The organism is Pseudoalteromonas sp. THAF3, from assembly GCF_009363775.1.
Taxonomy (GTDB): Bacteria; Pseudomonadota; Gammaproteobacteria; order Enterobacterales; family Alteromonadaceae; genus Pseudoalteromonas; species Pseudoalteromonas ruthenica.
On the sequence record NZ_CP045418.1, the window covers coordinates 2,939,584 to 2,962,418 of the forward strand.

General features: G+C 47.8%; 24 protein-coding genes. 7 read left to right on the forward strand and 17 right to left on the reverse strand.

Translation table 11 applies throughout. The features are described from left to right. From gspM to gspC, 11 genes are read right to left on the reverse strand one after another with little or no spacing between them, the layout of a single operon-like run. Positions 1-468: a type II secretion system protein GspM gene (gspM, locus tag FIU82_RS13750; RefSeq protein WP_022943743.1), complete on the reverse strand. Its 468-nt coding sequence runs from the start codon at positions 466-468 to the stop codon at positions 1-3. After that, positions 465-1,673, reverse strand: a complete 1,209-nt coding sequence (gene gspL / locus FIU82_RS13755; RefSeq protein ID WP_172972732.1) for a type II secretion system protein GspL — start codon at positions 1,671-1,673, stop codon at positions 465-467. The genes gspM and gspL overlap by 4 nt, the downstream gene beginning before the upstream one ends. Next, entirely contained in the window at positions 1,670-2,668 is a 999-nt protein-coding gene (gene gspK, locus FIU82_RS13760) for a type II secretion system minor pseudopilin GspK (protein WP_022943741.1), read from the reverse strand. The genes gspL and gspK overlap by 4 nt, the downstream gene beginning before the upstream one ends. Next, complete coding sequence (gene gspJ / locus FIU82_RS13765; protein WP_045979100.1) at positions 2,655-3,311, reverse strand: type II secretion system minor pseudopilin GspJ; 657 nt, start codon at positions 3,309-3,311, stop codon at positions 2,655-2,657. Before gspJ ends, gspK begins: the two co-directional genes overlap by 14 nt. Continuing rightward, the gene (gspI, locus tag FIU82_RS13770; protein WP_045979099.1) at positions 3,298-3,702 is read right to left on the reverse strand and encodes a type II secretion system minor pseudopilin GspI; all 405 of its coding nucleotides are present in this window, start codon (positions 3,700-3,702) and stop codon (positions 3,298-3,300) included. Before gspI ends, gspJ begins: the two co-directional genes overlap by 14 nt. Next, the gene (gene gspH, locus FIU82_RS13775) at positions 3,699-4,277 is read right to left on the reverse strand and encodes a type II secretion system minor pseudopilin GspH (RefSeq protein ID WP_152441303.1); all 579 of its coding nucleotides are present in this window, start codon (positions 4,275-4,277) and stop codon (positions 3,699-3,701) included. Before gspH ends, gspI begins: the two co-directional genes overlap by 4 nt. A 5-nt stretch (positions 4,278-4,282) precedes the next feature. Next, the gene (gspG, locus tag FIU82_RS13780) at positions 4,283-4,705 is read right to left on the reverse strand and encodes a type II secretion system major pseudopilin GspG (protein WP_026110940.1); all 423 of its coding nucleotides are present in this window, start codon (positions 4,703-4,705) and stop codon (positions 4,283-4,285) included. A 41-nt stretch (positions 4,706-4,746) separates the two neighbouring features. Then, entirely contained in the window at positions 4,747-5,979 is a 1,233-nt protein-coding gene (gene gspF / locus FIU82_RS13785) for a type II secretion system inner membrane protein GspF (protein WP_022943736.1), read from the reverse strand. Beyond that, positions 5,979-7,475, reverse strand: coding sequence for a type II secretion system ATPase GspE (gspE, locus tag FIU82_RS13790; protein ID WP_231658024.1), 1,497 nt, complete (start codon positions 7,473-7,475; stop codon positions 5,979-5,981). Before gspE ends, gspF begins: the two co-directional genes overlap by 1 nt. A gap of 52 nt (positions 7,476-7,527) precedes the next feature. Next, on the reverse strand, positions 7,528-9,594 hold the full coding sequence (gspD, locus tag FIU82_RS13795) for a type II secretion system secretin GspD (protein WP_130147076.1): 2,067 nt from the start codon (positions 9,592-9,594) through the stop codon (positions 7,528-7,530). A 22-nt stretch (positions 9,595-9,616) separates the two neighbouring features. Next, positions 9,617-10,543, reverse strand: a complete 927-nt coding sequence (gene gspC / locus FIU82_RS13800) for a type II secretion system protein GspC (RefSeq protein ID WP_138508110.1) — start codon at positions 10,541-10,543, stop codon at positions 9,617-9,619. Between the two features lie 212 nt (positions 10,544-10,755). Between gspC and hslR the strand changes: the two genes are divergently transcribed. The 3 genes from hslR (at position 10,756) to FIU82_RS13815 (ending at position 13,816) form a co-directional block, all read left to right on the forward strand. After that, positions 10,756-11,160, forward strand: coding sequence for a ribosome-associated heat shock protein Hsp15 (gene hslR / locus FIU82_RS13805; RefSeq protein ID WP_022943732.1), 405 nt, complete (start codon positions 10,756-10,758; stop codon positions 11,158-11,160). A gap of 8 nt (positions 11,161-11,168) precedes the next feature. Further along, positions 11,169-12,014 (forward strand): Hsp33 family molecular chaperone HslO, encoded by an 846-nt coding sequence (gene hslO, locus FIU82_RS13810; RefSeq protein ID WP_138508111.1) that lies wholly within the window; start codon positions 11,169-11,171, stop codon positions 12,012-12,014. Between the two features lie 263 nt (positions 12,015-12,277). Further along, complete coding sequence (locus tag FIU82_RS13815) at positions 12,278-13,816, forward strand: phosphoenolpyruvate carboxykinase (RefSeq protein ID WP_022943730.1); 1,539 nt, start codon at positions 12,278-12,280, stop codon at positions 13,814-13,816. A gap of 57 nt (positions 13,817-13,873) precedes the next feature. Here the strand turns inward: FIU82_RS13815 and envZ are convergent, their stop codons facing one another. From envZ to greB, 3 genes are all read right to left on the reverse strand, one after another. Beyond that, positions 13,874-15,181, reverse strand: a complete 1,308-nt coding sequence (envZ, locus tag FIU82_RS13820; RefSeq protein WP_022943729.1) for a two-component system sensor histidine kinase EnvZ — start codon at positions 15,179-15,181, stop codon at positions 13,874-13,876. Beyond that, complete coding sequence (gene ompR, locus FIU82_RS13825; RefSeq protein WP_022943728.1) at positions 15,182-15,901, reverse strand: two-component system response regulator OmpR; 720 nt, start codon at positions 15,899-15,901, stop codon at positions 15,182-15,184. Between the two features lie 98 nt (positions 15,902-15,999). Continuing rightward, positions 16,000-16,482, reverse strand: coding sequence for a transcription elongation factor GreB (gene greB, locus FIU82_RS13830; protein WP_152441304.1), 483 nt, complete (start codon positions 16,480-16,482; stop codon positions 16,000-16,002). 75 nt (positions 16,483-16,557) lie between these two features. On the opposite strand from greB, the gene FIU82_RS13835 reads away from it, so the two are divergent. From FIU82_RS13835 to FIU82_RS13845, 3 genes are all read left to right on the forward strand, one after another. Beyond that, positions 16,558-16,872 (forward strand): hypothetical protein, encoded by a 315-nt coding sequence (locus FIU82_RS13835; RefSeq protein ID WP_152441305.1) that lies wholly within the window; start codon positions 16,558-16,560, stop codon positions 16,870-16,872. Between the two features lie 34 nt (positions 16,873-16,906). Beyond that, a complete protein-coding gene (locus FIU82_RS13840) occupies positions 16,907-17,485 on the forward strand; it encodes a hypothetical protein (protein WP_152441306.1) in 579 nt (192 codons plus the stop codon). Positions 17,486-17,618: 133 nt separating this feature from the next. Next, positions 17,619-19,943, forward strand: coding sequence for a Tex family protein (locus tag FIU82_RS13845; protein WP_152441307.1), 2,325 nt, complete (start codon positions 17,619-17,621; stop codon positions 19,941-19,943). A gap of 161 nt (positions 19,944-20,104) precedes the next feature. Here the strand turns inward: FIU82_RS13845 and FIU82_RS13850 are convergent, their stop codons facing one another. From FIU82_RS13850 to bioH, 3 genes are all read right to left on the reverse strand, one after another. Then, entirely contained in the window at positions 20,105-20,908 is an 804-nt protein-coding gene (locus FIU82_RS13850) for a putative metalloprotease CJM1_0395 family protein (RefSeq protein WP_152441308.1), read from the reverse strand. A gap of 2 nt (positions 20,909-20,910) precedes the next feature. Then, complete coding sequence (locus FIU82_RS13855) at positions 20,911-21,219, reverse strand: hypothetical protein (protein WP_152441309.1); 309 nt, start codon at positions 21,217-21,219, stop codon at positions 20,911-20,913. 96 nt (positions 21,220-21,315) lie between these two features. Further along, the gene (gene bioH / locus FIU82_RS13860; protein WP_152441310.1) at positions 21,316-22,050 is read right to left on the reverse strand and encodes a pimeloyl-ACP methyl ester esterase BioH; all 735 of its coding nucleotides are present in this window, start codon (positions 22,048-22,050) and stop codon (positions 21,316-21,318) included. Positions 22,051-22,145: 95 nt separating this feature from the next. On the opposite strand from bioH, the gene FIU82_RS13865 reads away from it, so the two are divergent. Continuing rightward, a complete protein-coding gene (locus tag FIU82_RS13865; RefSeq protein ID WP_152441311.1) occupies positions 22,146-22,823 on the forward strand; it encodes a ComF family protein in 678 nt (225 codons plus the stop codon). The last annotated feature ends 12 nt before the right edge of the window (positions 22,824-22,835 follow it).

Here is a 22,835-nt window from a genome sequence, read left to right on the forward strand (position 1 = left end):
TTACTCCAATACAATGCGGCTAACGCGCACATGCCCAGGCTTTTGGTCTTGCGACAGTTCAATATTGGCGATGCTAACGCCGTGATTGTTCACCAACTCGTCAAGCCAAGCTAACAACTGGTTGAACGGCACACTATCAATGTTTACCCGTAAGCCATCACCGCTTGGCTGCATACGGCTGATCGCTATTTGATATCGCCCCCGGGTGCGGTTGACGATTTGCGTCACATTTTTGCCACTGGTGTTGGCAACGGCGCCTTTTGCTTTGAGCTTGACCACACTTTGCTGCACAAATTGCAGCAACTCTTGTTGTTTTAACTGGTCTTGCTTGGCGTCTTCAATGGCATTATTCAACGGCCGATACACCACCATGACAAAGAAGAACACCACAAATACCGCACCAGCAATTAAGAGTAAGCGCTGCTCTTGCGGCTTTAAGGACTGCCAATAATTAGTGAGTGCGCTCATTGTGCTCCCCTTATTCTTAACTCGCCGATGACACTTTCACCATCGTTATTGAGTGAGCCTTGCTCAACATCTAAACCGCGCTGCTCGAGTTTGGCTTTTACCTGCCCAAAACTTTGGAAATCTTGTCCTCGAGCCCCTACGCGCAGTTCATTGCGACGTTGGTCAAAGCGTAATGTTTGCGGCACAAACTGTTTGCTTTGTTGCACCACGTCGGCAAAATCTTGTAGTAATAATAAAAATTGGGCGCTCGGCCCTTGGCCACTTTCTTTCAAAGCACCGTTAATCTGGCTCCGTAATAAATGAGGACGCACTTTAGTGCCTGGAAAAGCACGTTCATAAGTGCTGATCACCTGAGCCTTGGTTGCTTCAGCTTGGCTGCTATAGTGATAAAGCTGCGCGCCTTTAACCCCAAGCATAAAGACCAAGGTCACCGCTGCTGCCACCATCGCCGGGCGCCAAGTTTTTAACCAGCCATAGCTTTGCTTTTTATAAGCAAATTCGCCTTGGCGAAGATCGATTGGCGACGAGGCGGTGGCGAACATCGCCAAAGGTAACTCAAACTTCTCTTCATGTACTTCGGTGGCTATCTGCTCACTGTGATAACCAGGCAACGGGCTATACAAATCTAAGGTTTGTACGCCAACGGCACTTAAAAAGGCTTCGGCCCACTGTGGCTCTAGCTGTGCACCATGCCACGCTCCATAGCGCACCAAAAAGCTATGCTCATTGACAGCCATCGCTGTAGCTCGCTGTGGCTGAGGCTCCGGTAATAACAGAGCATCACTGTGAATATGCTCGACAAGCAATTGCGCATTGCTCAATACTGATAGCCAATTTTGCAACCATTGACGGTTCACCAAAGCAACCTGAATGAAGTGCTGCTCGCCATCACTGTGCGCCTGGCCGTGAGCGATAAACAAGCTGTCGACATCAACGGCAACCTGCTCCTCAATCATATAAGGAAGCGCTTGCTCTAGCTTGCGGCTCCACTTAGTCGGCAATTGCACGCGGTGACATTGTACCTGAGCGCTGGGTAACACTAAGGTGCACTCACGGTTATGTGCTTTCGTTGCTAGCTGCTCTAATTCATTGGCATCATGTAGTTGACCACTGCCAATAATTTCATTTTCACTGCGGTTATAGACCAGCCAATGTATGGGCTGATCGGGGCGCTCGCCCACGTGGATCAGTAAGGACTCTCTCACTGCACGCCTCCAAATTTTCGCGCCAAAATAGTTACGTTGTTTTTATCTGCTTGTAGTAATGACGTCATAGTAAACTCGAAATCAACGAAGGTAGCGGTGGTTTGTAATTGAAAGTACTCACTTTTCAACACAAAACGCTCATCATCTGCCTTCACATCCTGTCCGCCTTGTTTTTTTACTTCTGTGGTGAACTCATTGAGCTCATCGAATCCTTCGTCGGGACGAGCGGCAATCACCGCCTGCGCACCTGACTCACTGAGACCATTGACCATTGCTGCCAATAACAGCGCCTGATCTTCAGTAATGGTATTGACGTTAATAGAAAACAGCTCGTCATCAGGAATAACGCACACATAGGGCGCTATTTTCTGCATGACTAAGGGGTTAAAGCCCTTCACTAAACGCAGCTCTGAAATATCGGCGAAGAAGTTATTGGCGGTTAAGTAAGGCACATCACGTGACAAATACTCATCTTCTTCCGCGCCTGAACGCATGGTAATACTGTCTTCATCAAGCCAATCAAAGACACTGTCAGCCATGGCCTCTTCCGACTCTTGCGCAGGCAACTCCTCAACTTCTTTGAGCAAGGCTAGCAGCGCCTTGTGCGCAGGATTTGATTTAACAAAGCCGCCTTCAGCAGCACTGGGCTCAGCGCGCAAGGCATTTAAGTTTAAGCACGTTTGTAAGTCCCTTATCGCACCACTAATGGTGCCGTTTTCCACCGGATAAGGGGTGTCAGCGGCGAGTGCCCAAGGTTGTTGTAAATGCATTTTATCGGGCTCTTTTTCAATACTTTCCCGCAACACTTTTTGTGCCAGCGCTTCCGCTGCATAGGCATACCATTTCGCCTGGCGGAAATCGTCTAAATTCGTAGACTTTTGCACTTGCACCATTAAATTGATGCTCATTTGTGCCGCTATAGTCGTCGCCAAGGCGACAATAAACAACACGATAACCAGCGCTGCACCACGAGCTGACTGTTTACTTTTCGCCACTTTTTGCCTCCTTGCCTTGCCCTGCAAGTAAAAACAAACGTTTAATTGGCTCCCGGTCTTTTAGCGTCAGCTCAATAGATACCGCTTTGGGTAATCCCTCTTGTTGCCACTGTGGCTGCCATGGCTGCTCTCCTTTACTGTCATAAAATTCAAAGGTGAGCTCTTGCACCCCCTCCAACAGCACTTGCACACGTGGCTCTGTACTATCTAACTGATCGACATAGAGTCGATATAGCCGCTCTAGCCGCTCTTCTTGTACCCGATATGCCACAGCTTGCAATTCACTACGCGGTAATAGGTAGCCGGGGTTTGTCCAGCCGCTGCGTACAAAGCCGATACCATCAAACTCGCTATCGAATAAATAGCGTTCGTGCATCAGGAATTGCTCTTGCGTATCACCCGCCTCGTTGCGCACTTTGCGTTTAGTGATCTGGCTAAAGTCTTGCTCTAGCATACGAAATACGTTTTGTAGCCGTGAGAGCTCATCCAAGGTTTGCTCTGACGCTTCCTTGGTGCGTGTGGTTACATCCAAAATCTGATGGGTTGCGCCGATAATAAACACCATCACAGCCAACGCGACCAACACCTCGACTAAGGTAAAACCGCCTTCGCTCCCATTGTGACAGCCATTAGCGCCGGCCATTGCTTTTGGCCTCTTTATCGATATAAGTGGACAGAGTGTAAGCAAACTGCTCGTATTGCTCATCGGTGTACACCTCGATATCCACTTTTACAAAGCTACTGTCAGCCGTGCGCGTGACTTTTTGCTGCCAATACCAGGTTTGTCCAGCCAACTCGACTTTGCCTTTATGGTTATTTTTAGCAGCCCACTTGTCACCTTGAGCACGAATTTCAACTAACTGGTTTTCTGCCACCCAAGACGCATAGGTTTGCTCTTCGATGGTACTTAAGTGATTAATATGCTCGCCGCTGATTTGCATCGCCGCGATGCCGGCCATGGCGCATATACTCAAGGCCACCATAACTTCCAACAACGTAAAGCCCTGATACCACCAACCCCTGCCTCGATTCATGGCCACTGCTCTCTATCAAGTGCCACGGGAGCCATAAACTCACCGGTAATAGTGTAGGGCATAAGCTCTTCTTCACGGCTATCCACGGCCAACGCCAGCTCAAACGGGCTGACCTCTCCAGAGGAAAGGATCATCACTTGCGGGATTTTCATTTCTTCCAGCTCAAGGAAGTCCTCTTCATCGACCCCTAAAAGCTGCTGCCAGTCGACGGCATCGAGCAGGCTATCTTGCGCCCATGGCAAATCTTCTTGATTCAGGGTCAACTCAAAAGGCGGTTCGAATTGCTTGCCTTTCAGTACCCCTTCGGCATCTTCCAATGGCCGCCATTCCTGCTCAGCATAGGTTAAAAACTCATAGCCATTATCAGCAACATACAACCCTAATTGACGCTGATTTAAAATGGCGTACTCAGAGGCATAATTAATACTGGTCTGCAGCGCGAGGGCGTGTTGCTCGAGCTCATCCTCATGTGAGTCATCGATGCTGTATACCACGAGATTAGCGGTAAAAGCGATGATCGCTAAAACCACTAAAATCTCGATTAAACTAAAGCCACGATGACGAGCAACTGCCATACAAATTAACGCTCTTCTTCGTCCCAGTTACCGATATCGTCTTCAGTACCCGCTTCACCGTCCGGACCCATTGAAAATACGTCAATCTTACCGACTTCTCCTGGGTAAATAAGCTGATACGGATTACCCCATGGATCTTCTGGTAAATTCTCTATGAAACCACCATCAGGGAAACGTTTTGGCACCGGTTCAATACTTGTTTTGGTCACCAAAGCTTCAAGACCTTGCTCCGTGGTTGGGTAGGTCTTATTTTTTAATTTATACAGGCTCAATGCATCTTCAAGCTGTTGAATATCTAGCTTTGCTTTGTCTAATGCGGCCTCTTCCTGTTGCCCCATAATGTTGGGTGCCACAATTGACATGATCATGCCAATAATGACCAGAACTACCATCACTTCTAATAATGAAAAACCAGATTGCTTTCTCACTGTCATTACCTCTAATTGCTTAAATCCATCTGCGCCTTAGCTTATAAGCCAATGGCCTTGTTCATCGCCATAATCGGTTGCAATATGGCCATTACGATAAATAACACGATAATAGCCATGGTTGCTATCATCGCGGGTTCCAAAAGTTTAAGTGACACATTGACCATGGTCTCAAACTCACGATCTTGGTTATCGGCGGCGCGCTCTAACATTTGCTCTAACTCGCCTGACTTCTCACCACTGGCTATCATATGTAGCATCATGGGCGGGAAAAGCTTAGTTTGCTCAAGCGCCGCACGAAGGCTAGCCCCTTCACTAACTCGAGTAGCCGCCTCGGCAACGGCCGCTTTAATCTTCTCGTTAGCAAGCACATGACCTGAAATTTTCATACCCTCAAGCAGCGGCACAGCACTGGAAGAAAGAATGCTTAGGGTACGAGCAAAACGCGCAGTATTTAAGCCCCGACTCACTTTGCCGATACCGGGTAAGGTCAGCAGCTTGCTGTCATACCAAAAGCGAATATTGGGCTTTTTCAGCGCTTGCTTAATACCGACTGTGAGCAACACAAATACTGCGATGCACACAAACCAATAGTTTTGCACGAAGTGGCTGGCAGCCATCACCCACTCGGTGGTCCAAGGTAATGCTTGCTTTGACTTTTCAAATGTTTTCAATATCTTGGGCACCACAGTTCCCAGAAGAATAGAAACAATGGCCACGGCAAAAATCACCAAAATGATAGGGTATACCATGGCCTGGGTAATCTGTGAGCGCATGTGTTGACGTTGCTCGGTGTAATCAGCTAAGCGGTTTAAAACCTGGTCTAGATGCCCTGATTTTTCACCTGCTGAGACCATCGCCCGATACAGATTATCAAACACGTGAGGAAACTCCGCGAGGCCATCGGCTAGGGTGTAACCCTCAACCACTTTCGAGCGTACCGCCATCAACATTTTCTTCAAGCGCGGCTTCTCGCATTGCTCGGCCACGGCCATGACCGCAGCTTCAACTGGCAAAGCGGATTGAATAAGGGTGGCAAGCTGACGGGTAATAAGGGCAAGATCTGACGTCGATATTTTCGCTTTAAATACGTTGCCTAATAAGCCTTTATTGGCAGCATTGGCCTTTTCTTGAGAAGCAGCTAATTCCACGGCAACAGGCATCAGTCCTTTGTCACGCAATTGCTGACGTATTTGCTTTGCCGTATCGGCCTCTAAAAGCCCTTTTTTTTCTTTGCCTCGCCCATCTAACGCGCGATATTCAAATGCCGCCACTATTGCTCCTCACGGGTAACCCGTAACACTTCTTCCAAAGTCGTTTTCCCAGCAAGAACTCTAGAGCAGCCATCTTGGCGAATACTTGGGCTGTGCTGACGCACATATTTCTCAACCATTTGCTCACCATGGCCGTTATGAATCAGCTCACGAATATGGTCGTCCACCACTAATAACTCATGAATACCGGTACGCCCTTTATAACCGTTATAGTTACATTCTTCACAGCCTTGGGCGCGATAGATAGTGGGTGGGTTTTCAGCGGGCACACCCAATAGCTGGCATTCACTTTCATCAGCTTCATGGGCCTGCTTGCAATTATTACACAAGGTGCGCACTAAACGTTGAGACAAGACTCCTAACAGCGACGAGGACAATAAGAAAGGTTCTACCCCCATATCTTCCATACGGGTGATCGCCCCGGCTGCGGTGTTGGTGTGCAAAGTCGACAGTACTAAGTGACCGGTCAGTGACGCTTGAACACCAATTTGCGCGGTTTCTAAATCACGGATTTCACCTACCATCACCACATCTGGATCTTGACGCAAAATAGCTCGCAGACCACGCGCAAACGTCATATCCACTTTCGGATTGACCTGAGTTTGGCCGATACCGGGGATCTCGTACTCAACAGGGTCTTCAACAGTGAGGATATTGCGGTCTCGGCTATTGATGGCCGTCATTCCGGCATACAGGGTGGTACTTTTACCCGAACCTGTTGGGCCGGTTACGAGAATAATGCCATGGGGTTTACGAATGAGCTCCGCAAACAGTTCTTGGTTGCGTCGCGTCATTCCCAGGTCTTGTAAATCAAGGCGGGCATTGTTTTTATCAAGTAGACGCAGCACCACCCGCTCACCAAAGCTTGATGGCATCGTTGACACCCGCACGTCAACCGCGCGCCCAGCAATGCGTAGGCTGATACGACCATCTTGAGGAACACGCTTCTCAGCAATATCCAGTTTAGCCATAACTTTAATACGCGATACGAGCAGCGAAGCTAGCTTGCGATTGGGTTTGAGCACTTCTTTGAGCACGCCATCGACGCGAAAACGAATCACAAGCTCTTGCTCGAAGGTTTCGATATGGATATCCGATGCGCCCTCTTTGATAGCCTCGCCCAACATGGCGTTAATCAGCTTGATAATCGGCGCATCATCGTCAGCAGCGAGCAAGTCTTCGGTTTGCGGTAGCTCCTCGGCGAGAGAGAATAAATCGGCCTCATTGCCGATATCTTCCATTAACTGCTGGGTTTCCGAACTATCGCGTTGATAGGCCGCCTCAAGGACGAGTTCGAATTTGTCTTCCGGCAACCGCTCTACGCTAAACCCTCGGCCTGCGAAGCGGCGCACCTCCAACATAACCTGAGGCTCTAAATCATGGCTATGGTAAAGCAGTAACGTCTCATCATGCTCCACCAATAGCACTTGAAAGCGACGCGCAAAGGCAAATGGCAGTCGCAGTGGCGCTGTGGCAACGGTTTCTGATACCTCCATCAGCGCTTCGTCAGTGACGGGCACCTCGGCGCTGCTTTGGGCGGCGATTTGCTCAGTCATTGTCTCGCTCAGCCTTATTTTGCTCTTTCAAATACTCTTCATAGGTAGGCGGCAATACGAGCGCGTCATTCCACTCAGGGAGTAATGGCACTTGCTCGGTTGGCATCAAGTCGATACCGTCATCGCTTTGTTTGAGCTGCTCACCACGGATAAATTTATATTTACTGTGGCTCAAACGGTTCATGCTCTCAATATCGCGTAAAATTGTGGGGCGAATAAAGACGATAAGATTGCGTTTACGCTTTGACGTACTGGTGGATTTAAATAAGTGGCCGAGCACAGGAATATCACCAAGTAACGGTACTTTAGAGACACTTTCTTGGACATCTTCATCGATAAGACCGCCGAGCACAACCATACCACCATCGTCGGCTAGCACTGTGGTGGTAATGGCACGTTTGTTAATGGAAATATCCACCGCCGTTGAACCCGCGACATTCGATACTTCTTGTTCAATGGTTAGCTGCACTGCCGAGCCATCGTTTATTTGCGGTGTTACTTTAAGCTTCACACCCACTTCCTGACGATCAACAGTCTGGAATGGGTTTTCATTGTTACTGCCGGTCGACGAGCCGGTAATAATGGGTACTTCTTGGCCGACAATCATCGACGCTTCTTCATTATCCATCGTAGTAATCGAAGGAGTCGCCAAGATATTCGAATTCGTGTCATTAGAAACGGCTTGGACTATCGCGCCCCAGTCATTCTTAACGATACCCATGGCTAAGCCATTGATTCCACCTAAAAGGGTACCAAGAGGACCTAAATCACCTTCTATCGTTTCTTCAAACTCACTGGCATTACCAGTTTCATCACCTACCACAGTGCGTTTTACGGTTTTATCACGGGCTTGCTCTGCTGCCACCGCCAGTGAGCCAACGGGCACGGTGGTGCCGTTGTTAAACTGCAACATGCCACCTTGTTCGGTGATCCATTGCAAACCAAAGTTAACGCCATCGCCTTCAGAAACCTCAACAATAATGGCTTCTACCAAGACTTGCGCACGGCGAATATCTAATCGTTCAATCACTTTTTCAAGTGAACGCATCATGTCGGGTTGGGCGGTAATCACCAATGAGTTCGACGCTTCGTGCGCTTCAATGCTGATGTCATCACTGCCGCGACGTGTGGTGCGCGCAGCATTACCATTGCCTTGCTGCTCTTCTTTTAAAGACTTACTAACCCCCTGTAATACCTTAACCAGCTCATCTGATTTAGCGTAATTAAGGTAAAATACTTTGGTATTCCCGGTTGTCTCTAGCTCGTTATCTAAGCGCTTGACTAATTCAATGGCGCGCGTGCGGGCCTGCCCTTCACCACTGACAATCACACTGTTGGTACGCTCATCTGCAACGACCCGAGGGATCAAAAAGTCGGGGACGCTGCCTTTGCCATTGTCTTTAAAAATATTATCGACAACAGACACCACATCAGAGGCCGTGGCGTGTTTCAGACGCACAATATCAACACGTTTATCACCGGCTTGGTCAACCAAGCGAATAATTTCCACTAGGCGGTTTACCGACTCGGCATGACCGGTCAGCATCATGACGTTAGAGGGGTTAAAGTTGGTAACATGGCCACCATCTTTTTGGTCACTAAACTGACGGATCAGTGGACCCAACTCTTGGACGGTTACATTTTTCACTCGCACAACCCGAGTTACCAGCATATCACCGCCCATGCCGTCATCTTCACCGATGACTGGCACATTAGACTTTTTCGCGTCTGAGCTTTTCTCTACTTTAATGATACCACTTGGCATTTCGACAGCAGCATAGCCGTGTACTTCGAGAACGTTGAGGAAGAATTGATAGTACAGCTGTTCATCCATGAGCTCGTAGCTACGCACATTAATTTTGCCACGTACATTGGGGTCAATGATCACCGTCTTGTTAAGGTTTTTACCAACGATATTGATAAACTCGTTGATATCTGTGCCCTTAAAGTTTGCCGCATATTCGACTGCGTATAGATTTAAACTTACCCCAGCGGCGAAAAGTAGCGCGCCATACTTGGCAAGCCCTTTTATTATTTTTGTGCGAAATTTCGCGCCCATTGTTCTTACTCCAAACGTGTGATTATTGCAGGCTAAATTGCACATCGAACAGTTGCCCGTTGCGGTTCACGGTAATAGATGCGTCGGTGCTATTGCGCAGCTCTTGCAATGCTGCCATGGCTTGTTTCATATCGGTTAGCTGATAACCATTTATAGCAATGGCGATGTCATTATTTTCAAGGCCCATTTGTTTAAATAGAGCCGGGTCTTTTCCAGGGCTTAATTTATACCCTTGTAGACGACCTTGGTTACGTGCCGGAGTGATACGTAGATACTCCGATAACTTTCCTGGGTCGGCAAGAATTTGTTTGCGTGTTTGCTGTAGAGCTTGCTTGGCCTCGGCACTGGCTGTGGCATTGATGGTTTTCGCCTTACCGGCACTCGCTTTGGGAGCATTATCAGCTTGTGACCGACTTGCTGGCACAGGCATAGATACGGTTTTAGTGAAGCTCAAGCCGTCAAGCATCAGTGTTTCAAAGCGCCCACCGACATCCAAAATAGCTCGGTCAGGAAGTACTTTTGCCAGTTTAGCGCGTGTTCCTTTGATAACATCATCAATACCGTAGGTCTCTTGGCGCCCTTGGGATTCAATAATGGCGAGCCCGGCGGTTTTGTCGTTGGTAGCTGCTACCACGCCGGTTAGGTTTATGCTTAGACGTGTTTCAGGGGCGTCGCTGATAACTTCCTGTTTAGGTTCAGCTTGCTCGACAGCGGCGGCATCACCGAACAAATTAACTGAACGGATGGCGGCAATATTTGCTCGCTCTGCACCTTTGTTTGCTTGGCTCACAGGTGGCATCACCGTGCTTGCTTGCGGTTGTGGCCATACCAGCCAAAGCAACCCAGCGGCTAGATAACCACAATACAACACCGCAACCAGCACGATAGTGGCCACGATTTTTTTCTGTGGGAGCTGCTTAAGCCATTGTTGTAGTTGGGCTGAATCCAAAACTCTATACTATTATTATTGTAGTCGTTAACGTCACATAGTACATCTATCACTGAGTGACAACAAGCACACCATGTAGCATTAATGTAAAAACATGTAGCCTAGTATAACCTCCGCGCAAGACAGCAATATGACAGCGTTCTGTGCTTTTTTTGGTCGTTGTGTTGTGCTAAATTTCGCCCTTAACTTAGAGAAAATAGTACCGAGGTAAAGTGAGCAAGTCAGCAGCGAACGAACACAGCGAATCTGTGCGCTTAGACAAATGGTTATGGGCCGTGCGCCTCTACAAAACTCGCGCCATAGCACGAGAAATGGTGCAAGGGGGCAAGGTCCACTATAACGGTCAACGTTGCAAGCCTAGTCGTCAGGTCGAAGTGGGAGCGAGCATCCGCCTTGCTCAAGGCTTCGATGAAAAACATATTAAAGTGCTTAAACTACTTGAAAAGCGTGTGGGTGCCCCCATTGCTCTGACCTGCTACGAAGAAACCGAGCAAAGTAAGTTAAAACGCGAAGAAAATGCCATTGCGCGTAAAAACAATGCCTTCTTTGCGCCACACCCTAATCAGAAACCGGACAAAAAGCAGCGCCGTGAACTGATTAAGATGAAAGCCAAATAGAGAAACTCATGCAAAACGATTTATTACACCGTTATATTTTTGAGCAACACGATGTTCGTGGTGAGCTCGTTCAAGTAAGCGATGCTTTCGCGCAAGTGATCAAAGACCGCGACTACCCTGACGCCGTAAAAAAGCTCTTGGGCGAGCTATTCGTAACCACTTCGTTGTTGACTGCGACACTCAAGTTTCAAGGCCATATTAATGTGCAAATCCAAGGTGATGGACCAGTAAAGTTTGCAGCCATCAACGGCGATCATGAGCAAAACCTACGCGGTGTCGCTCGCATGCAAGGTGAAGTAAAAGGAGATGGGTTACTGGCGTTGATGGGTAAAGGTCATATGATTATTACTATCACCCCAGTCAAAGGCGAACGCTATCAAGGGATTGTGCCGCTAGAGCATGACAGCTTAGCTAAGTGCGTAGAACAATATTTTGCTCAATCTGAGCAACTAAAAACACGGATGTGGTTCGCCACGAATATAAGCCCTGGTCAAGAACGTGCAGCGGGCCTTTTCCTGCAAGTGCTTCCCGTCAACCAAGACAAAGCGACTGCTGATTTTAGTCATTTAGAGACGCTCAGCGATACAGTAACCGAAGACGAGTTATTAAATTTAGATGCACACACCGTATTGACTCGCTTGTACCATGAAGACAACCCTAAACTGTTCGAGCCACAGCCAGTGCAGTTTAAATGTACCTGTAGTCGCGAGAAAACCATTGATGCACTCGTTAATGTCGGCAAAGATGAATTACTTGCCGACGTACAGGCGAATGGCGAAATTGTTATTAACTGCCATTATTGCCTCAGTGAATACCGCTTTAACGAAGAGCAAATTAAAGCAATCTTCAATTAATTAAGCATTCATTCATTTAAAAAGCTCGAGTACGAAAAACTCGAGCTTTTTTGTTTAAAATAATGACACCGGTATCATGAAATTTTGCTTTTTTATGACACCGGTATCACTGAAATTATTCATGTTTTTTCATATAAAACCGCCATTTTTAGGGCTTTGACCGCTCGTATACAAGCAAACCTTCTGTTACTATAAAATCTATAAAGCACTCTCACACAGCTTTAGATTAACCCGTTCAACCTCTCACAATTTTAGGTAAAAAAATGACTTCAAGCGCTACTCGTTTTGTTGATCTTACAACCGCAGAACTGATCGAGCAGGCAGTTCGTCGCGGCGAAGGTACTCTAGCCGCTAACGGTGCATTTGTTGCTAAAACAGGCCGTCGCACTGGTCGCTCTCCTCAAGATCGCTTTATCGTAAAAGAAGCAAGCACTGAAAATGATATTCAGTGGGGCAATGTTAACCGCCCATTCGATGCCGATAAATTTAATGCGTTGTGGGAACGTGTGGAAAACCACGTTGCTGAAAACGATCACTTTGTCTCTCACTTAGAAGTAGGCGCCGATCCAGAGCATTATTTACCTATTGTTGTTACTACAGAAACTGCATGGCACCACGTGTTCGCGAAAAATATGTTCATTGAGCCAAAGCAGTTCAATGCCGCGAATTTACCGCAATGGCAGATTTTGAATGTACCTTCATTCGTATGCGACCCAGAGCGCGATGGCACTAATAGTGATGGCACTGTGATCATCAACTTTGCCGAGCGAAAAGTGTTACTTGCTGGTATGCACTATGCTGGTGAAATGAAGAAGTCGATGTTCTCAGTGCAAAACTTCTTACTGCCAGGGAAAGGTGTTCTACCTATGCACTGCTCTGCAAACGTGGGTGAGAATGGCGATACCGCCTTGTTCTTTGGTCTTTCAGGCACGGGGAAAACCACCCTGTCTGCCGACCCTAGTCGTTTCTTGATTGGCGATGATGAGCACGGTTGGGCCCCTGGTAGCGTCTTCAATATTGAAGGCGGTTGTTACGCCAAATGTATCGACTTATCGCAAAAGAACGAACCGGTTATTTGGGATGCTATTCGCTTTGGTACTATTTTAGAGAACGTGGTACTAGACGACACCCGTACGCCTGATTACAGCGATGCTAGCTTGACGCAAAATACCCGTGCCGCATATCCACTAGAGCACATTGCCAAGCGCAAAGAAGAAAATCGCGCCGGCGAACCAAAAGCCGTAGTGTTTCTAACCTGTGATGTGAGCGGTGTATTACCACCAGTATCAGTATTAAGTGAAGAAGCTGCAGCATACCACTTTTTAAGCGGCTACACCGCTAAAGTGGGCTCAACAGAAATTGGCTCAACGTCTGATATTGAATCTACTTTCTCAACCTGTTTCGGCGCGCCATTCTTCCCTCGCCCAGCGGGTGTTTATGCGGAACTATTAATGAAGCGCGTGCGTGAGTTCGGCGCTAAAGTATACTTGGTTAACACTGGTTGGACAGGCGGTCCTTACGGTATTGGTAAGCGTTTTGATATCCCAACCACGCGTGCTGTAGTTGATGCGATTGTGTCAGGCAACTTAGCCGATGTAGAGACCCAACATATCGATGTATTAAACCTAGACGTGCCGGTGGCTGTACCTGGTGTCGACACTGAGGTACTGAACCCTATCAACACCTGGGCTGATAAAGACAAATACAACGAATACGCGAAGAAACTCGCAGACGACTTTAATCAGAACTTCGCTAAATACGATGTTTCTGATGCGATTAAACAAGCCGGCCCGCAAAGCTAAGGGCGGGCTGCTGTTTATACTTAGCCATTGCGCTGAGAATTCAATCCCACGCCAGCATTACGCTGGCGTTTTTATTGGTAAGTATATAGTTGCACACAAGCCGCCCTGTTCACGGTTCTTGAGCTCAACCTTGCCATTGTGCATAGTAACGATGCGCTTAATAATCGCCAGCCCTAAACCGCTGCCTTCACTGCCACGCGCCTGATCACCTTGGGTAAAAGGCGCGAACACCTTCTCCAGCTCAGACTCAGGGATGCCAGGCCCTTTGTCTAACACACTGACACAGACGTATTTCTTGCGCGCACAAAAGTGAGTATTCACCTCTATGCTGTCATCAGAATAACGCAAGGCATTCTCTATCATATTGGTGAGTACACGCTTGATTGCCACACAACTTATCGGCACATTGGGAAGGCTGGGGTTCAAAGTGAGTGTGATATCTCGGCCATGCTGTTGCTCAGCATGGACCACCTCTTCAACCAAAGCGTTGAGATCTTCAGGTTGGTTATCCCCTTTGTCATGGTGGCGTAGATATTCAATGAACTGATCAATGATTGCGTTCATATCTTCTATATCGTGAATAATACCTTCACGCAGATAGTCCTCATCATCAGACATCATTTCAGTGGCTAGGCGAATACGGGTTAACGGCGTTCGCAAGTCATGTGATACCCCAGCCATTAACAAGCGCCGATCTTGCTCTAGCGCAGCAATGCTACGCGACATCTGATTGAAGGCTCGCGTTACCTCAACCATTTCAGTCGAACCTTGCTCATCAACAACGGTGCTAAAGTCGCCTTTGCTCACCTTCATCGCCGCTTCTTGGAGTGCTTTGAGTGGGCGGTTTAGGTGCCGCGCAAATAACCACCCTCCCAGCACACTGAGAAAGCCAATACTGGTTAGGTAAAAGGTTAAAAACTCAATATTGGCTTCGGTGAAGCCAGATAATGGCACCCGCACCCAGTATCCTGGAGCCTGCGGCGGTTCTATCCAATACACCAATGGATTAGTTTGACTAATACGCACACGGGCCGAGCCATTAAGCTGTTCCGACATAATGTTGGAGAGCATTGAATATTCACGAGCTTGCCCTAGCCCGTTAATGTAAGCCTCGCGCTGGGTGAGTAACTCGATTCCTGTTTCTTCTAAGAAGCGTTTCGACACTTCATCACTAACTTCGACGCCATCATCGACACCAATGAATACCGTTTTCACCTGCTTTGCGAGCATGATATTCACTTGCTCGATGGTCGGCTTGACCACGTAGAAGCTCACCGCAACATAGGACACCACTTGGTTTATAAGTAGCAAAGCACCAACTAAAAATACCGTTTGCCCAAATGCGCTTTTGGGAAATAAGCTCATTTACTTGTTGCCGTCGGGCACAAATACATAGCCCAGTCCCCATACTGTCTGAATATAACGAGGGTTCGCGGCATCGGCTTCGATCATCCGTCTTAAACGTGATACTTGCACATCAATACTGCGCTCCAAAGCGCTGTAATCACGGCCCCTAGCCAAGTTCATAAGCTTATCGCGGCTCAGTGGTTCACGTGGGTGTGAAACGAGGGCTTTCAGTACCGCGAACTCACCACTGGTCAGTGAAATAACCTCATCCCCTTGAGTCATTTCTCGCGTCGCCAGATTTAACGCAAAGTCACCAAACTTAACTAAGTTTTCTTCTGATGAAGGCGCACCCGGCACTTCTTTAGCGCGACGACGCAAAATAGCCTTCACTCGAGCCAATAGTTCGCGTGGGTTAAACGGTTTAGGAATGTAATCGTCAGCACCTAACTCGAGGCCAATAATGCGGTCAACCTCGTCACCCTTAGCGGTCAACATCACGATAGGAATTTCATTTTCTTTTTGTCGCAAACGACGACAAATTGAAAGGCCATCTTCGCCGGGCAACATTAAATCTAAAACCATCAAATGAAAGTTTTCTCGTTCTAAAAGCTTATCCATTTGTTCGGCATTGGCGGCGCTGCGTACGATAAATCCTTGCTCAACTAGATAGCGCTCCAAAAGGCTGCGTAAGCGCATGTCATCATCGACAACGAGGATTTTTGTTGTTTCCTGTCCCATTATTTTTCTTTTCGTTGTTTTTCCTCCATTAACTATATTCGAAATAGCGGGCAGGGGAAATGTACAACACCAATTAGATTGTTACATTTGTTGTCGGCCTAACTATTGTCACTGCGATAGTGAATGTCATTGATGTACCAAAGTTTGCGCCCTGTCGGGGTAGATACCCAGGCCTCATCGTCAACCTGCTTTTTTAACAACGCTCGCGCCATTGGTGCATCGATTGAGATGACAGTTTTGCTATCATAAATTTCATCTGGACCGACAATTTGAAAGCGTAACACTTCGCCTTGTTCATCTTCCACTTCGACATAGGCGCCAAAAAATACTTTTCCTTCTTGCTGAGGGCTGTAATCAACAACTTGAAGGTCTTCTAAGCGCTTACGCAAATAGCGCACGCGCCTGTCTATTTCCCTCAGACGCTTTTTATTATACTGATAATCGGCATTTTCCGAGCGATCACCTAAGCTCGCCGCCCAAGCGACTTTCTTCGTTACTTCTGGGCGCTCGGTGCGCCATAAGTGGTCTAACTCTCGTTGCAACTGCTGGTATCCACGGCGTGTAATTAATTTCGTTTTCATTGCTTTTTGTTCAGTTTTAATTCACAGTCTACATTACATAGTTAAATGTAGCGGTATTTTTAGGCGTGTATAGTGATGCACAAATTCAGTGTAAAACACATAATATTATTGGTACTCAGCCTACTTGTGCTTAACAGCTGGGGAGTTGCCAATGCTCACACGCAATTTTGTAGCGTTACTGATCAGCCGAGTGCCGCCCTCGAGTTAGAAGCTACATCAAGCCCAGCTCAAGATAAAGATAGCGAGAAAGATTTTGACTTTACCGCTACTTCAATTTCAGCAAATACATACCAATCCTTAGCACTTAGAGCGGCTCACGCCGAGCTAGGTAAAGGTGCACTATGTAACTTACGCCCACAACAACGAGCGCCTCCTATTTTCTTTAAATAAGCTGTTTTTTATTAACAATTATTTGGAGAAGATCATGACTGATTTTAAAACCTTACGTACTCATTATGTAACAAGTGCGAGCCAATTTAATGCTCCCCAAGTTGTACCAGAGGCGTTAAACACCAACAGTAATGCCATGACATTACTGCAAGATTTTACAGCCCAAGCGCCTATTCGCATTTTGGCTAACACCCCTTTGAATGCTGCACGAAAACTTGCCAGCGCTACTCCCACCGACGCACTGTTAGTGGTCGATGAACAAAACAACGTGCTAGGCGTTACTTCTAGCGTCGAATTACAGAGCGCGCGAGTCACGACTCAAGCAGCGCAAATGGGCATCAACCCCAGTGAGCTGCTGGTTCATGACATGATGCGTTCGCTGCATACCCTGCCCTGTATCAGTATGCTTGCTGCACGTAATACCACTTTGGGTAATGTACTCAGCACTATGGAACACTGTGGCAGTTTCTATTTATTAGTGACTGACAAAGAGCAAGTAACTGGAGTTTTCTGCGCCCGTGCTATTGCCAGAAAGTTAGGTATCGCATTAGATATCACTCCTGTCGCACAATCTTTTCAAGAGATTGTAGCCAGCGTCGAGCATCCGCATTAACAAAGTTTTGCAAAGTGAAACACCTCGCCAGGGACGGCGAAATTTGCCCTTCTGTTCACTGTTGGCTGTGATATTATCCAATGCAATTATGATTAATGTGCCCGTATTAGGGCGACAAGTGTAAAGGTTTTCAATGGGCAATCTCACAACTTTGCTTGCGCAAGAGTTGCAAGCGCAAGAGCAACAGGTGATCGCAGCAACCAAGTTGCTTGATGAAGGGGCAACAGTACCGTTTATCGCGCGTTACCGAAAAGAAGTTACTGGTGGATTAGACGATACTCAATTACGCACCCTAGAGCAGCGATTAGGTTACCTGCGTGAGCTCGAAGAGCGCCGTCAATTCATTACTAAAACCATTGCAGAGCAAGATAAGCTCACTAGCGAACTGCAAGCTGACATCGCCGCAGCAACGACTAAAACAGAGCTTGAAGACCTCTACCTTCCCTACAAACCCAAGCGCCGCACAAAAGGGCAAATTGCTATCGAAGCAGGTCTGGCGCCCTTGGCCGATGCCTTATTCGAGAACCCTGATCTTGACCCACAAAGCCAAGCTTCAGAATATGTCGATGCCGATAAAGGAGTCGCAGATAATAAGGCAGCATTAGATGGTGCCCGCGCTATTCTGATGGAGCGCTTTGCCGAAGATGCCAAGCTGCTTGCCAAGTTGCGTGCACATATTAAGCAACATGGTCATATTGAAAGTAAGGTTATTGCTGGCCAAGAGCAGTCAGGAACTAAATACCAAGATTACTTTGAACACAATGAAGGTGTGGCGAGTGTTCCCTCTCATCGCGCTTTAGCCATGCTTCGTGCGCGCAACGAGGGCGTACTGGCACTGAGCATTAACCCAGACGCCGAGAGTGCTGATGGCCATGCTTTATGTGTGTCGATGATAGCCGAGCATTTCAATTTGCCGCTGGAAGGCAAAGCAGCCAGTACCTGGCTCGCCCAAGTGGCGCAGTGGACATGGAAAGTGAAGCTATCACTGCATCTAGAGAATGAGTTTTTAGCGGCGATGCGTGAGCATGCAGAAACCGGTGCCATAGATGTGTTTGCCAAGAACCTAAAAGACTTATTAATGGCTGCGCCAGCAGGTGCGAAAGTCACTTTAGGCCTTGATCCTGGCTTGCGTACCGGGTGTAAAATGGCCGTTGTCGATAGCACCGGCAAAGTATTAGCGACCGCCACCATCTTCCCACATGCCCCACAAAATCAATGGGATAAATCGCTACGCACGATTGAGCAACTGTGTCGTCAACATAAAGTCGAGTTAATTGCTATTGGTAATGGCACTGCCAGCCGCGAGAGCGATAAACTCATTGCCGAACTGATCAAGGCACAACCGGAGCTCAAACTGAATAAAGTGATGGTCAGTGAAGCGGGCGCTTCAGTGTATTCTGCGTCTGAGTTTGCAGCTCAAGAGTTTCCAGATTTAGATGTCTCATTACGTGGCGCAGTTTCTATTGCTCGTCGCTTGCAAGACCCTCTAGCAGAGCTGGTAAAAATTGAACCAAAATCCATCGGTGTTGGCCAATACCAGCACGATGTATCACAAAGTCAGCTTGGGCAAACCCTGACTTCAGTTGTTGAAGACTGTGTAAATGCCGTGGGTGTTGACGTAAATACCGCATCTGCGCCCCTATTAACTAGAGTTTCCGGACTGAATAAAACCTTGGCGCAGAACATCGTTCAATACCGTGACCAGCATGGTGCCTTTGCAAGTCGCTCTGAGCTGAAAAAAGTAGAGCGCCTAGGTCCTAAAGCCTTTGAACAAAGTGCCGGATTCTTGCGTATTGTCGGTGGTAAAGATGCTCTGGACGCTTCAGCTGTGCACCCAGAAGCCTACCCAGTCGTAAAGGCCATTTGCGCAAAAACGGGTAAGCCCATTGATGCCCTGATAGCCAATGCAGAAGCATTGAAAGACGTCAATCCACAAGAATATATCGATGATAAGTTTGGCCTGCCTACGGTCACCGATATTATTGCAGAACTACACAAACCGGGCCGCGACCCACGCCCTGAGTTTAAGACTGCGGCCTTTAAAGCCGGTGTTGATACCATAGCCGATTTAAAGCCGGGCATGGTGCTTGAGGGAGTCGTTTCCAATGTCGCCAACTTTGGCGCCTTTGTTGATGTTGGCGTCCATCAAGATGGTTTAGTTCATATTTCTGCGTTAACCGACAAGTTTATTAGCGATCCACGCGAAGTGGTCAAAGCCGGTGATATTGTTAAAGTTAAAGTCATGGAAGTGGATGTGTCGCGTAAGCGCATCAGCTTCACCATGCGCTTAAACGATGAGCTACCGGCTGCTGGTGCGGCGAAAGCAGAGCGCAAACAAACGAGAAAGCCTCAAGGCGCTACAAACAAAGGTAAAGGAGCACCGCGCAAGCCTAAAGAAGCGAATAACGCCGCTATGGGCAATGCATTCGCTGAGGCCTTTGCCAAACTTAAGAAGTAAGCTTTTTTAAGATAGAAAACGCAGCAACCGCTGCGTTTTTTTTGCCCTCGCTAACGCATCAGCGGTCGCTATGATGGTGCCGTTGTTTTTAAATAAAGCATTTCAGGCCGAAATAGGAAATGTGTCGAGTATAGGGGTAACGAGTAAGGGGAAAAGTAGCGCTAAACCTGCGTCATAAAAGCCGACTGCTTGCGCTCTTGCGGTGCACTGACTTGCTGATAAAAATCAGCAATACGCAGGGCTCTTGATTCAACCTCTTGGTCACGCTCAAAACGACGAGTAGGCTCATTGGTTGCGAATGCTGGCGGTGTTGGCGTTTCCTCCTCTTCAGAGGTGTTGAGCTGTTGCCCAGCCAACTCAGCCTGAGCCCGGGCCAGCTTTTGCGTTGCTTCATTCGCTATGGCTCGATCAGCACCGGAGGGCTCTGCTGGCGCCAGCGCCGCTGAGCGTACTTGCTGCATCTTCTCGATGGTTGCTTGTGGATCGCCCGGTACTTCGCCCACATCTATTTGTACTTCTCCACCCACCGCGTAATTTTTGCCATCTGGACCACGTTGATAGTCGTAGCTCGGTGAGCCGGCATATTGACCCCCTACCGATGCATGGGCTTGTTCGTGGGTTCGAACTTCACGGTCACGTTCTGCAAGCTCTTGGATTTGTTGCTGTTCCTGCTCGCGCTGCTGTTGCTGCTGCTCGCTAGATTGCTCCTCAGACCCCTCACTGTCGCGCTCGTTAATCGTTTTCTGCTGGGCAACTGTTTCTTTTTCGCTGCTTTGCGCGTCTTTACTCTGACCGGGGTTACGTGCCTTGTCTGCGTCTGATGCAGCTTTATTATCGGTTGCGCTCTGTGCTGGCTGCTTAGGCTCGGGGATCACTTCGCGCAGCTGGTTGTCACGCCTTACACTCTCGGTGTAAACGTTTGCGGTATTAAAATTAATAGTTGGCGTTGGCGTGACTATGTTCATGTCTATGCACGAATATCGATAATTGTTCCTAACACTTCATCGGCAGTACGAATTGACTCAGTGTTAGCTTTAGCATTGAATTCAGCTACTTTAAGATTCACCAGCTCCTCATCCACGCGCGGAGCCTGTGACACCGGAGCCGTTACCGCTTCATCAGCATTGGCACCTTGAAGTTGACGACCCTGTTGAGTTTGCTGTTGGTCTTGGCGCTCAATAGTAGCGCGACTAATGTTAGCGGTCGCTTGCTCAACATCTTGTTGAGCGCGATTAAAGCCTTCTACACCAGCATTAAAAATAGCTCCTACAGGCATAACTTTCCCACCTACATTACAATTACACTTATAGTTATTATTGCGCAAAAAGTAGACGAAATAAAGGTGTTTCGGCTATGTCTCGCTGGTTTTAGGTCAAAGCATTGATTTTAAAGTAGCTAAAAATTCATCTTTATGAGATATGAAAGGCGCATGAGAGGCCTTATCAAGCACGGCGATATCTAAATCGCTACGCAACGCCTGCATTTGTGCAATAGCTTTGTAGGGAACCAAGGCATCCAAACGACCAAAAATAGCACCCACTGGTTGCTTAATATGGGCAAACTCGTGGCGTAAGTCACGGTGTTGTAAAATATCCAGGCCTTGGCGCAATGCCTCAGCCTGAGGCGGTGGTGCTTGCTTAAGTAACGCTTTTAATTGCTTTGTATCGGCACGGGCCGTATCACTACCCATTGCTTGAATAGCCAAAAAGCGTTCGATGGTTTTTTCGCTGTTGTTCAGCAGTTGCGAGCTAAAATCTTCTAGAACCTGTGCTTTTATGCCCGGCCAGTCGGCTTGTTGGGCAAAAAATGGAGTGGATGCCACCAGAATAACTTTGCTGACCTTATGCGGGTAAAAATAGGCAAGGTAAAGCGCCACCAACCCACCTAAAGACCACCCCACGATAACGCTGTTGTCCTGCAGTTGATCTGCAAGCACCGCACTCATAGTCGGTAAATCATAAGTGTGTAACTGCTGACTCTCACCATATCCTGGCAAGTCCAACGCACGTACGTCGCCATCAAATAAAAAGTTGAGTTCTGGGCGAATAAGCTCCCATACCTTGTTATTCATTCCCCAACCGTGCAGTAACACCAATTGTTTTTGCATTTTCTAACGACCACACCCACTATTAAAACGGATCGCCTGGGCTAAGAGCCCAAGCGCGCAATGTAGCAATAATAACGGGATTTAAAGGTTATGCAATGGATGCTCTATCACACCTGCGCAGTTGGCTATTTCCGCAGTACTGCAAGCTTTGTTCACAGTCTCTGCCGATGGGAGCACAGTTATGTCAACACTGTTGCGCGACATTTAGCACCTTCAATGAGCCCGACTTATTAGTTCGTGCCGATATTCAACGACTGTTTCCATTGCGCTATGTTGATCACTTAGTGGCTTTGCAGTGGTATCAGCCACCCGTGAGTACTTGGCTAAAGCAATACAAGTACGCCCATCAGCTGCACTACCAAGTCGCCGTGTCTCAGCTTTTACAGCAGCATTTATATACTCTTAGCCGTGCTGATAATTGGCAATGGCCTGATAGTATCGTGCCTATCCCTTTAGCTCATCCCCGGCTTGTTTGGCGCGGCTTCAATCAATGTGTGCTGCTTTGGCAGCAGGCGGTGCCACAAGGTTTATTTGTCGCCAATGCTCTTGCCAGACCATTGAGCACAAAGCAACAAGCTAAGCTGGGAGCGCGTTCGCGACGCAAAAACTTAGCCAACGCCTTTACCGTTAGAATGCGTGTTCAGGATATGCACATTGCCATCGTTGATGATGTCATGACCACAGGCGCTACCGTAGACAGTGCTGCTCGTAAGTTAAAAGAGGCTGGGGCAAAAGAAGTATCGGCTTGGGTTGTGTGCCTAACCGCAAAGTAAAAAGAGCCGGCT

Coding starts and splice junctions, on each gene's coding strand:
- FIU82_RS13850 (WP_152441308.1), bottom strand. CDS start 20,908: ATGAACATAGTCACGCCAACGCCAACTATTAATTTTAATACCGCAAAC.
- gspD (WP_130147076.1), bottom strand. CDS start 9,594: ATGGGCGCGAAATTTCGCACAAAAATAATAAAAGGGCTTGCCAAGTAT.
- envZ (WP_022943729.1), bottom strand. CDS start 15,181: ATGAGCTTATTTCCCAAAAGCGCATTTGGGCAAACGGTATTTTTAGTT.
- hslO (WP_138508111.1), top strand. CDS start 11,169: ATGCAAAACGATTTATTACACCGTTATATTTTTGAGCAACACGATGTT.
- FIU82_RS13845 (WP_152441307.1), top strand. CDS start 17,619: ATGGGCAATCTCACAACTTTGCTTGCGCAAGAGTTGCAAGCGCAAGAG.
- FIU82_RS13840 (WP_152441306.1), top strand. CDS start 16,907: ATGACTGATTTTAAAACCTTACGTACTCATTATGTAACAAGTGCGAGC.
- bioH (WP_152441310.1), bottom strand. CDS start 22,050: ATGCAAAAACAATTGGTGTTACTGCACGGTTGGGGAATGAATAACAAG.
- FIU82_RS13855 (WP_152441309.1), bottom strand. CDS start 21,219: ATGCCTGTAGGAGCTATTTTTAATGCTGGTGTAGAAGGCTTTAATCGC.
- greB (WP_152441304.1), bottom strand. CDS start 16,482: ATGAAAACGAAATTAATTACACGCCGTGGATACCAGCAGTTGCAACGA.
- gspE (WP_231658024.1), bottom strand. CDS start 7,475: ATGGAGGTATCAGAAACCGTTGCCACAGCGCCACTGCGACTGCCATTT.
- gspM (WP_022943743.1), bottom strand. CDS start 468: ATGAGCGCACTCACTAATTATTGGCAGTCCTTAAAGCCGCAAGAGCAG.
- gspI (WP_045979099.1), bottom strand. CDS start 3,702: ATGAATCGAGGCAGGGGTTGGTGGTATCAGGGCTTTACGTTGTTGGAA.
- FIU82_RS13835 (WP_152441305.1), top strand. CDS start 16,558: ATGCACAAATTCAGTGTAAAACACATAATATTATTGGTACTCAGCCTA.
- gspJ (WP_045979100.1), bottom strand. CDS start 3,311: ATGGCCGGCGCTAATGGCTGTCACAATGGGAGCGAAGGCGGTTTTACC.
- FIU82_RS13815 (WP_022943730.1), top strand. CDS start 12,278: ATGACTTCAAGCGCTACTCGTTTTGTTGATCTTACAACCGCAGAACTG.
- gspH (WP_152441303.1), bottom strand. CDS start 4,277: ATGGCAGTTGCTCGTCATCGTGGCTTTAGTTTAATCGAGATTTTAGTG.
- ompR (WP_022943728.1), bottom strand. CDS start 15,901: ATGGGACAGGAAACAACAAAAATCCTCGTTGTCGATGATGACATGCGC.
- FIU82_RS13865 (WP_152441311.1), top strand. CDS start 22,146: ATGGATGCTCTATCACACCTGCGCAGTTGGCTATTTCCGCAGTACTGC.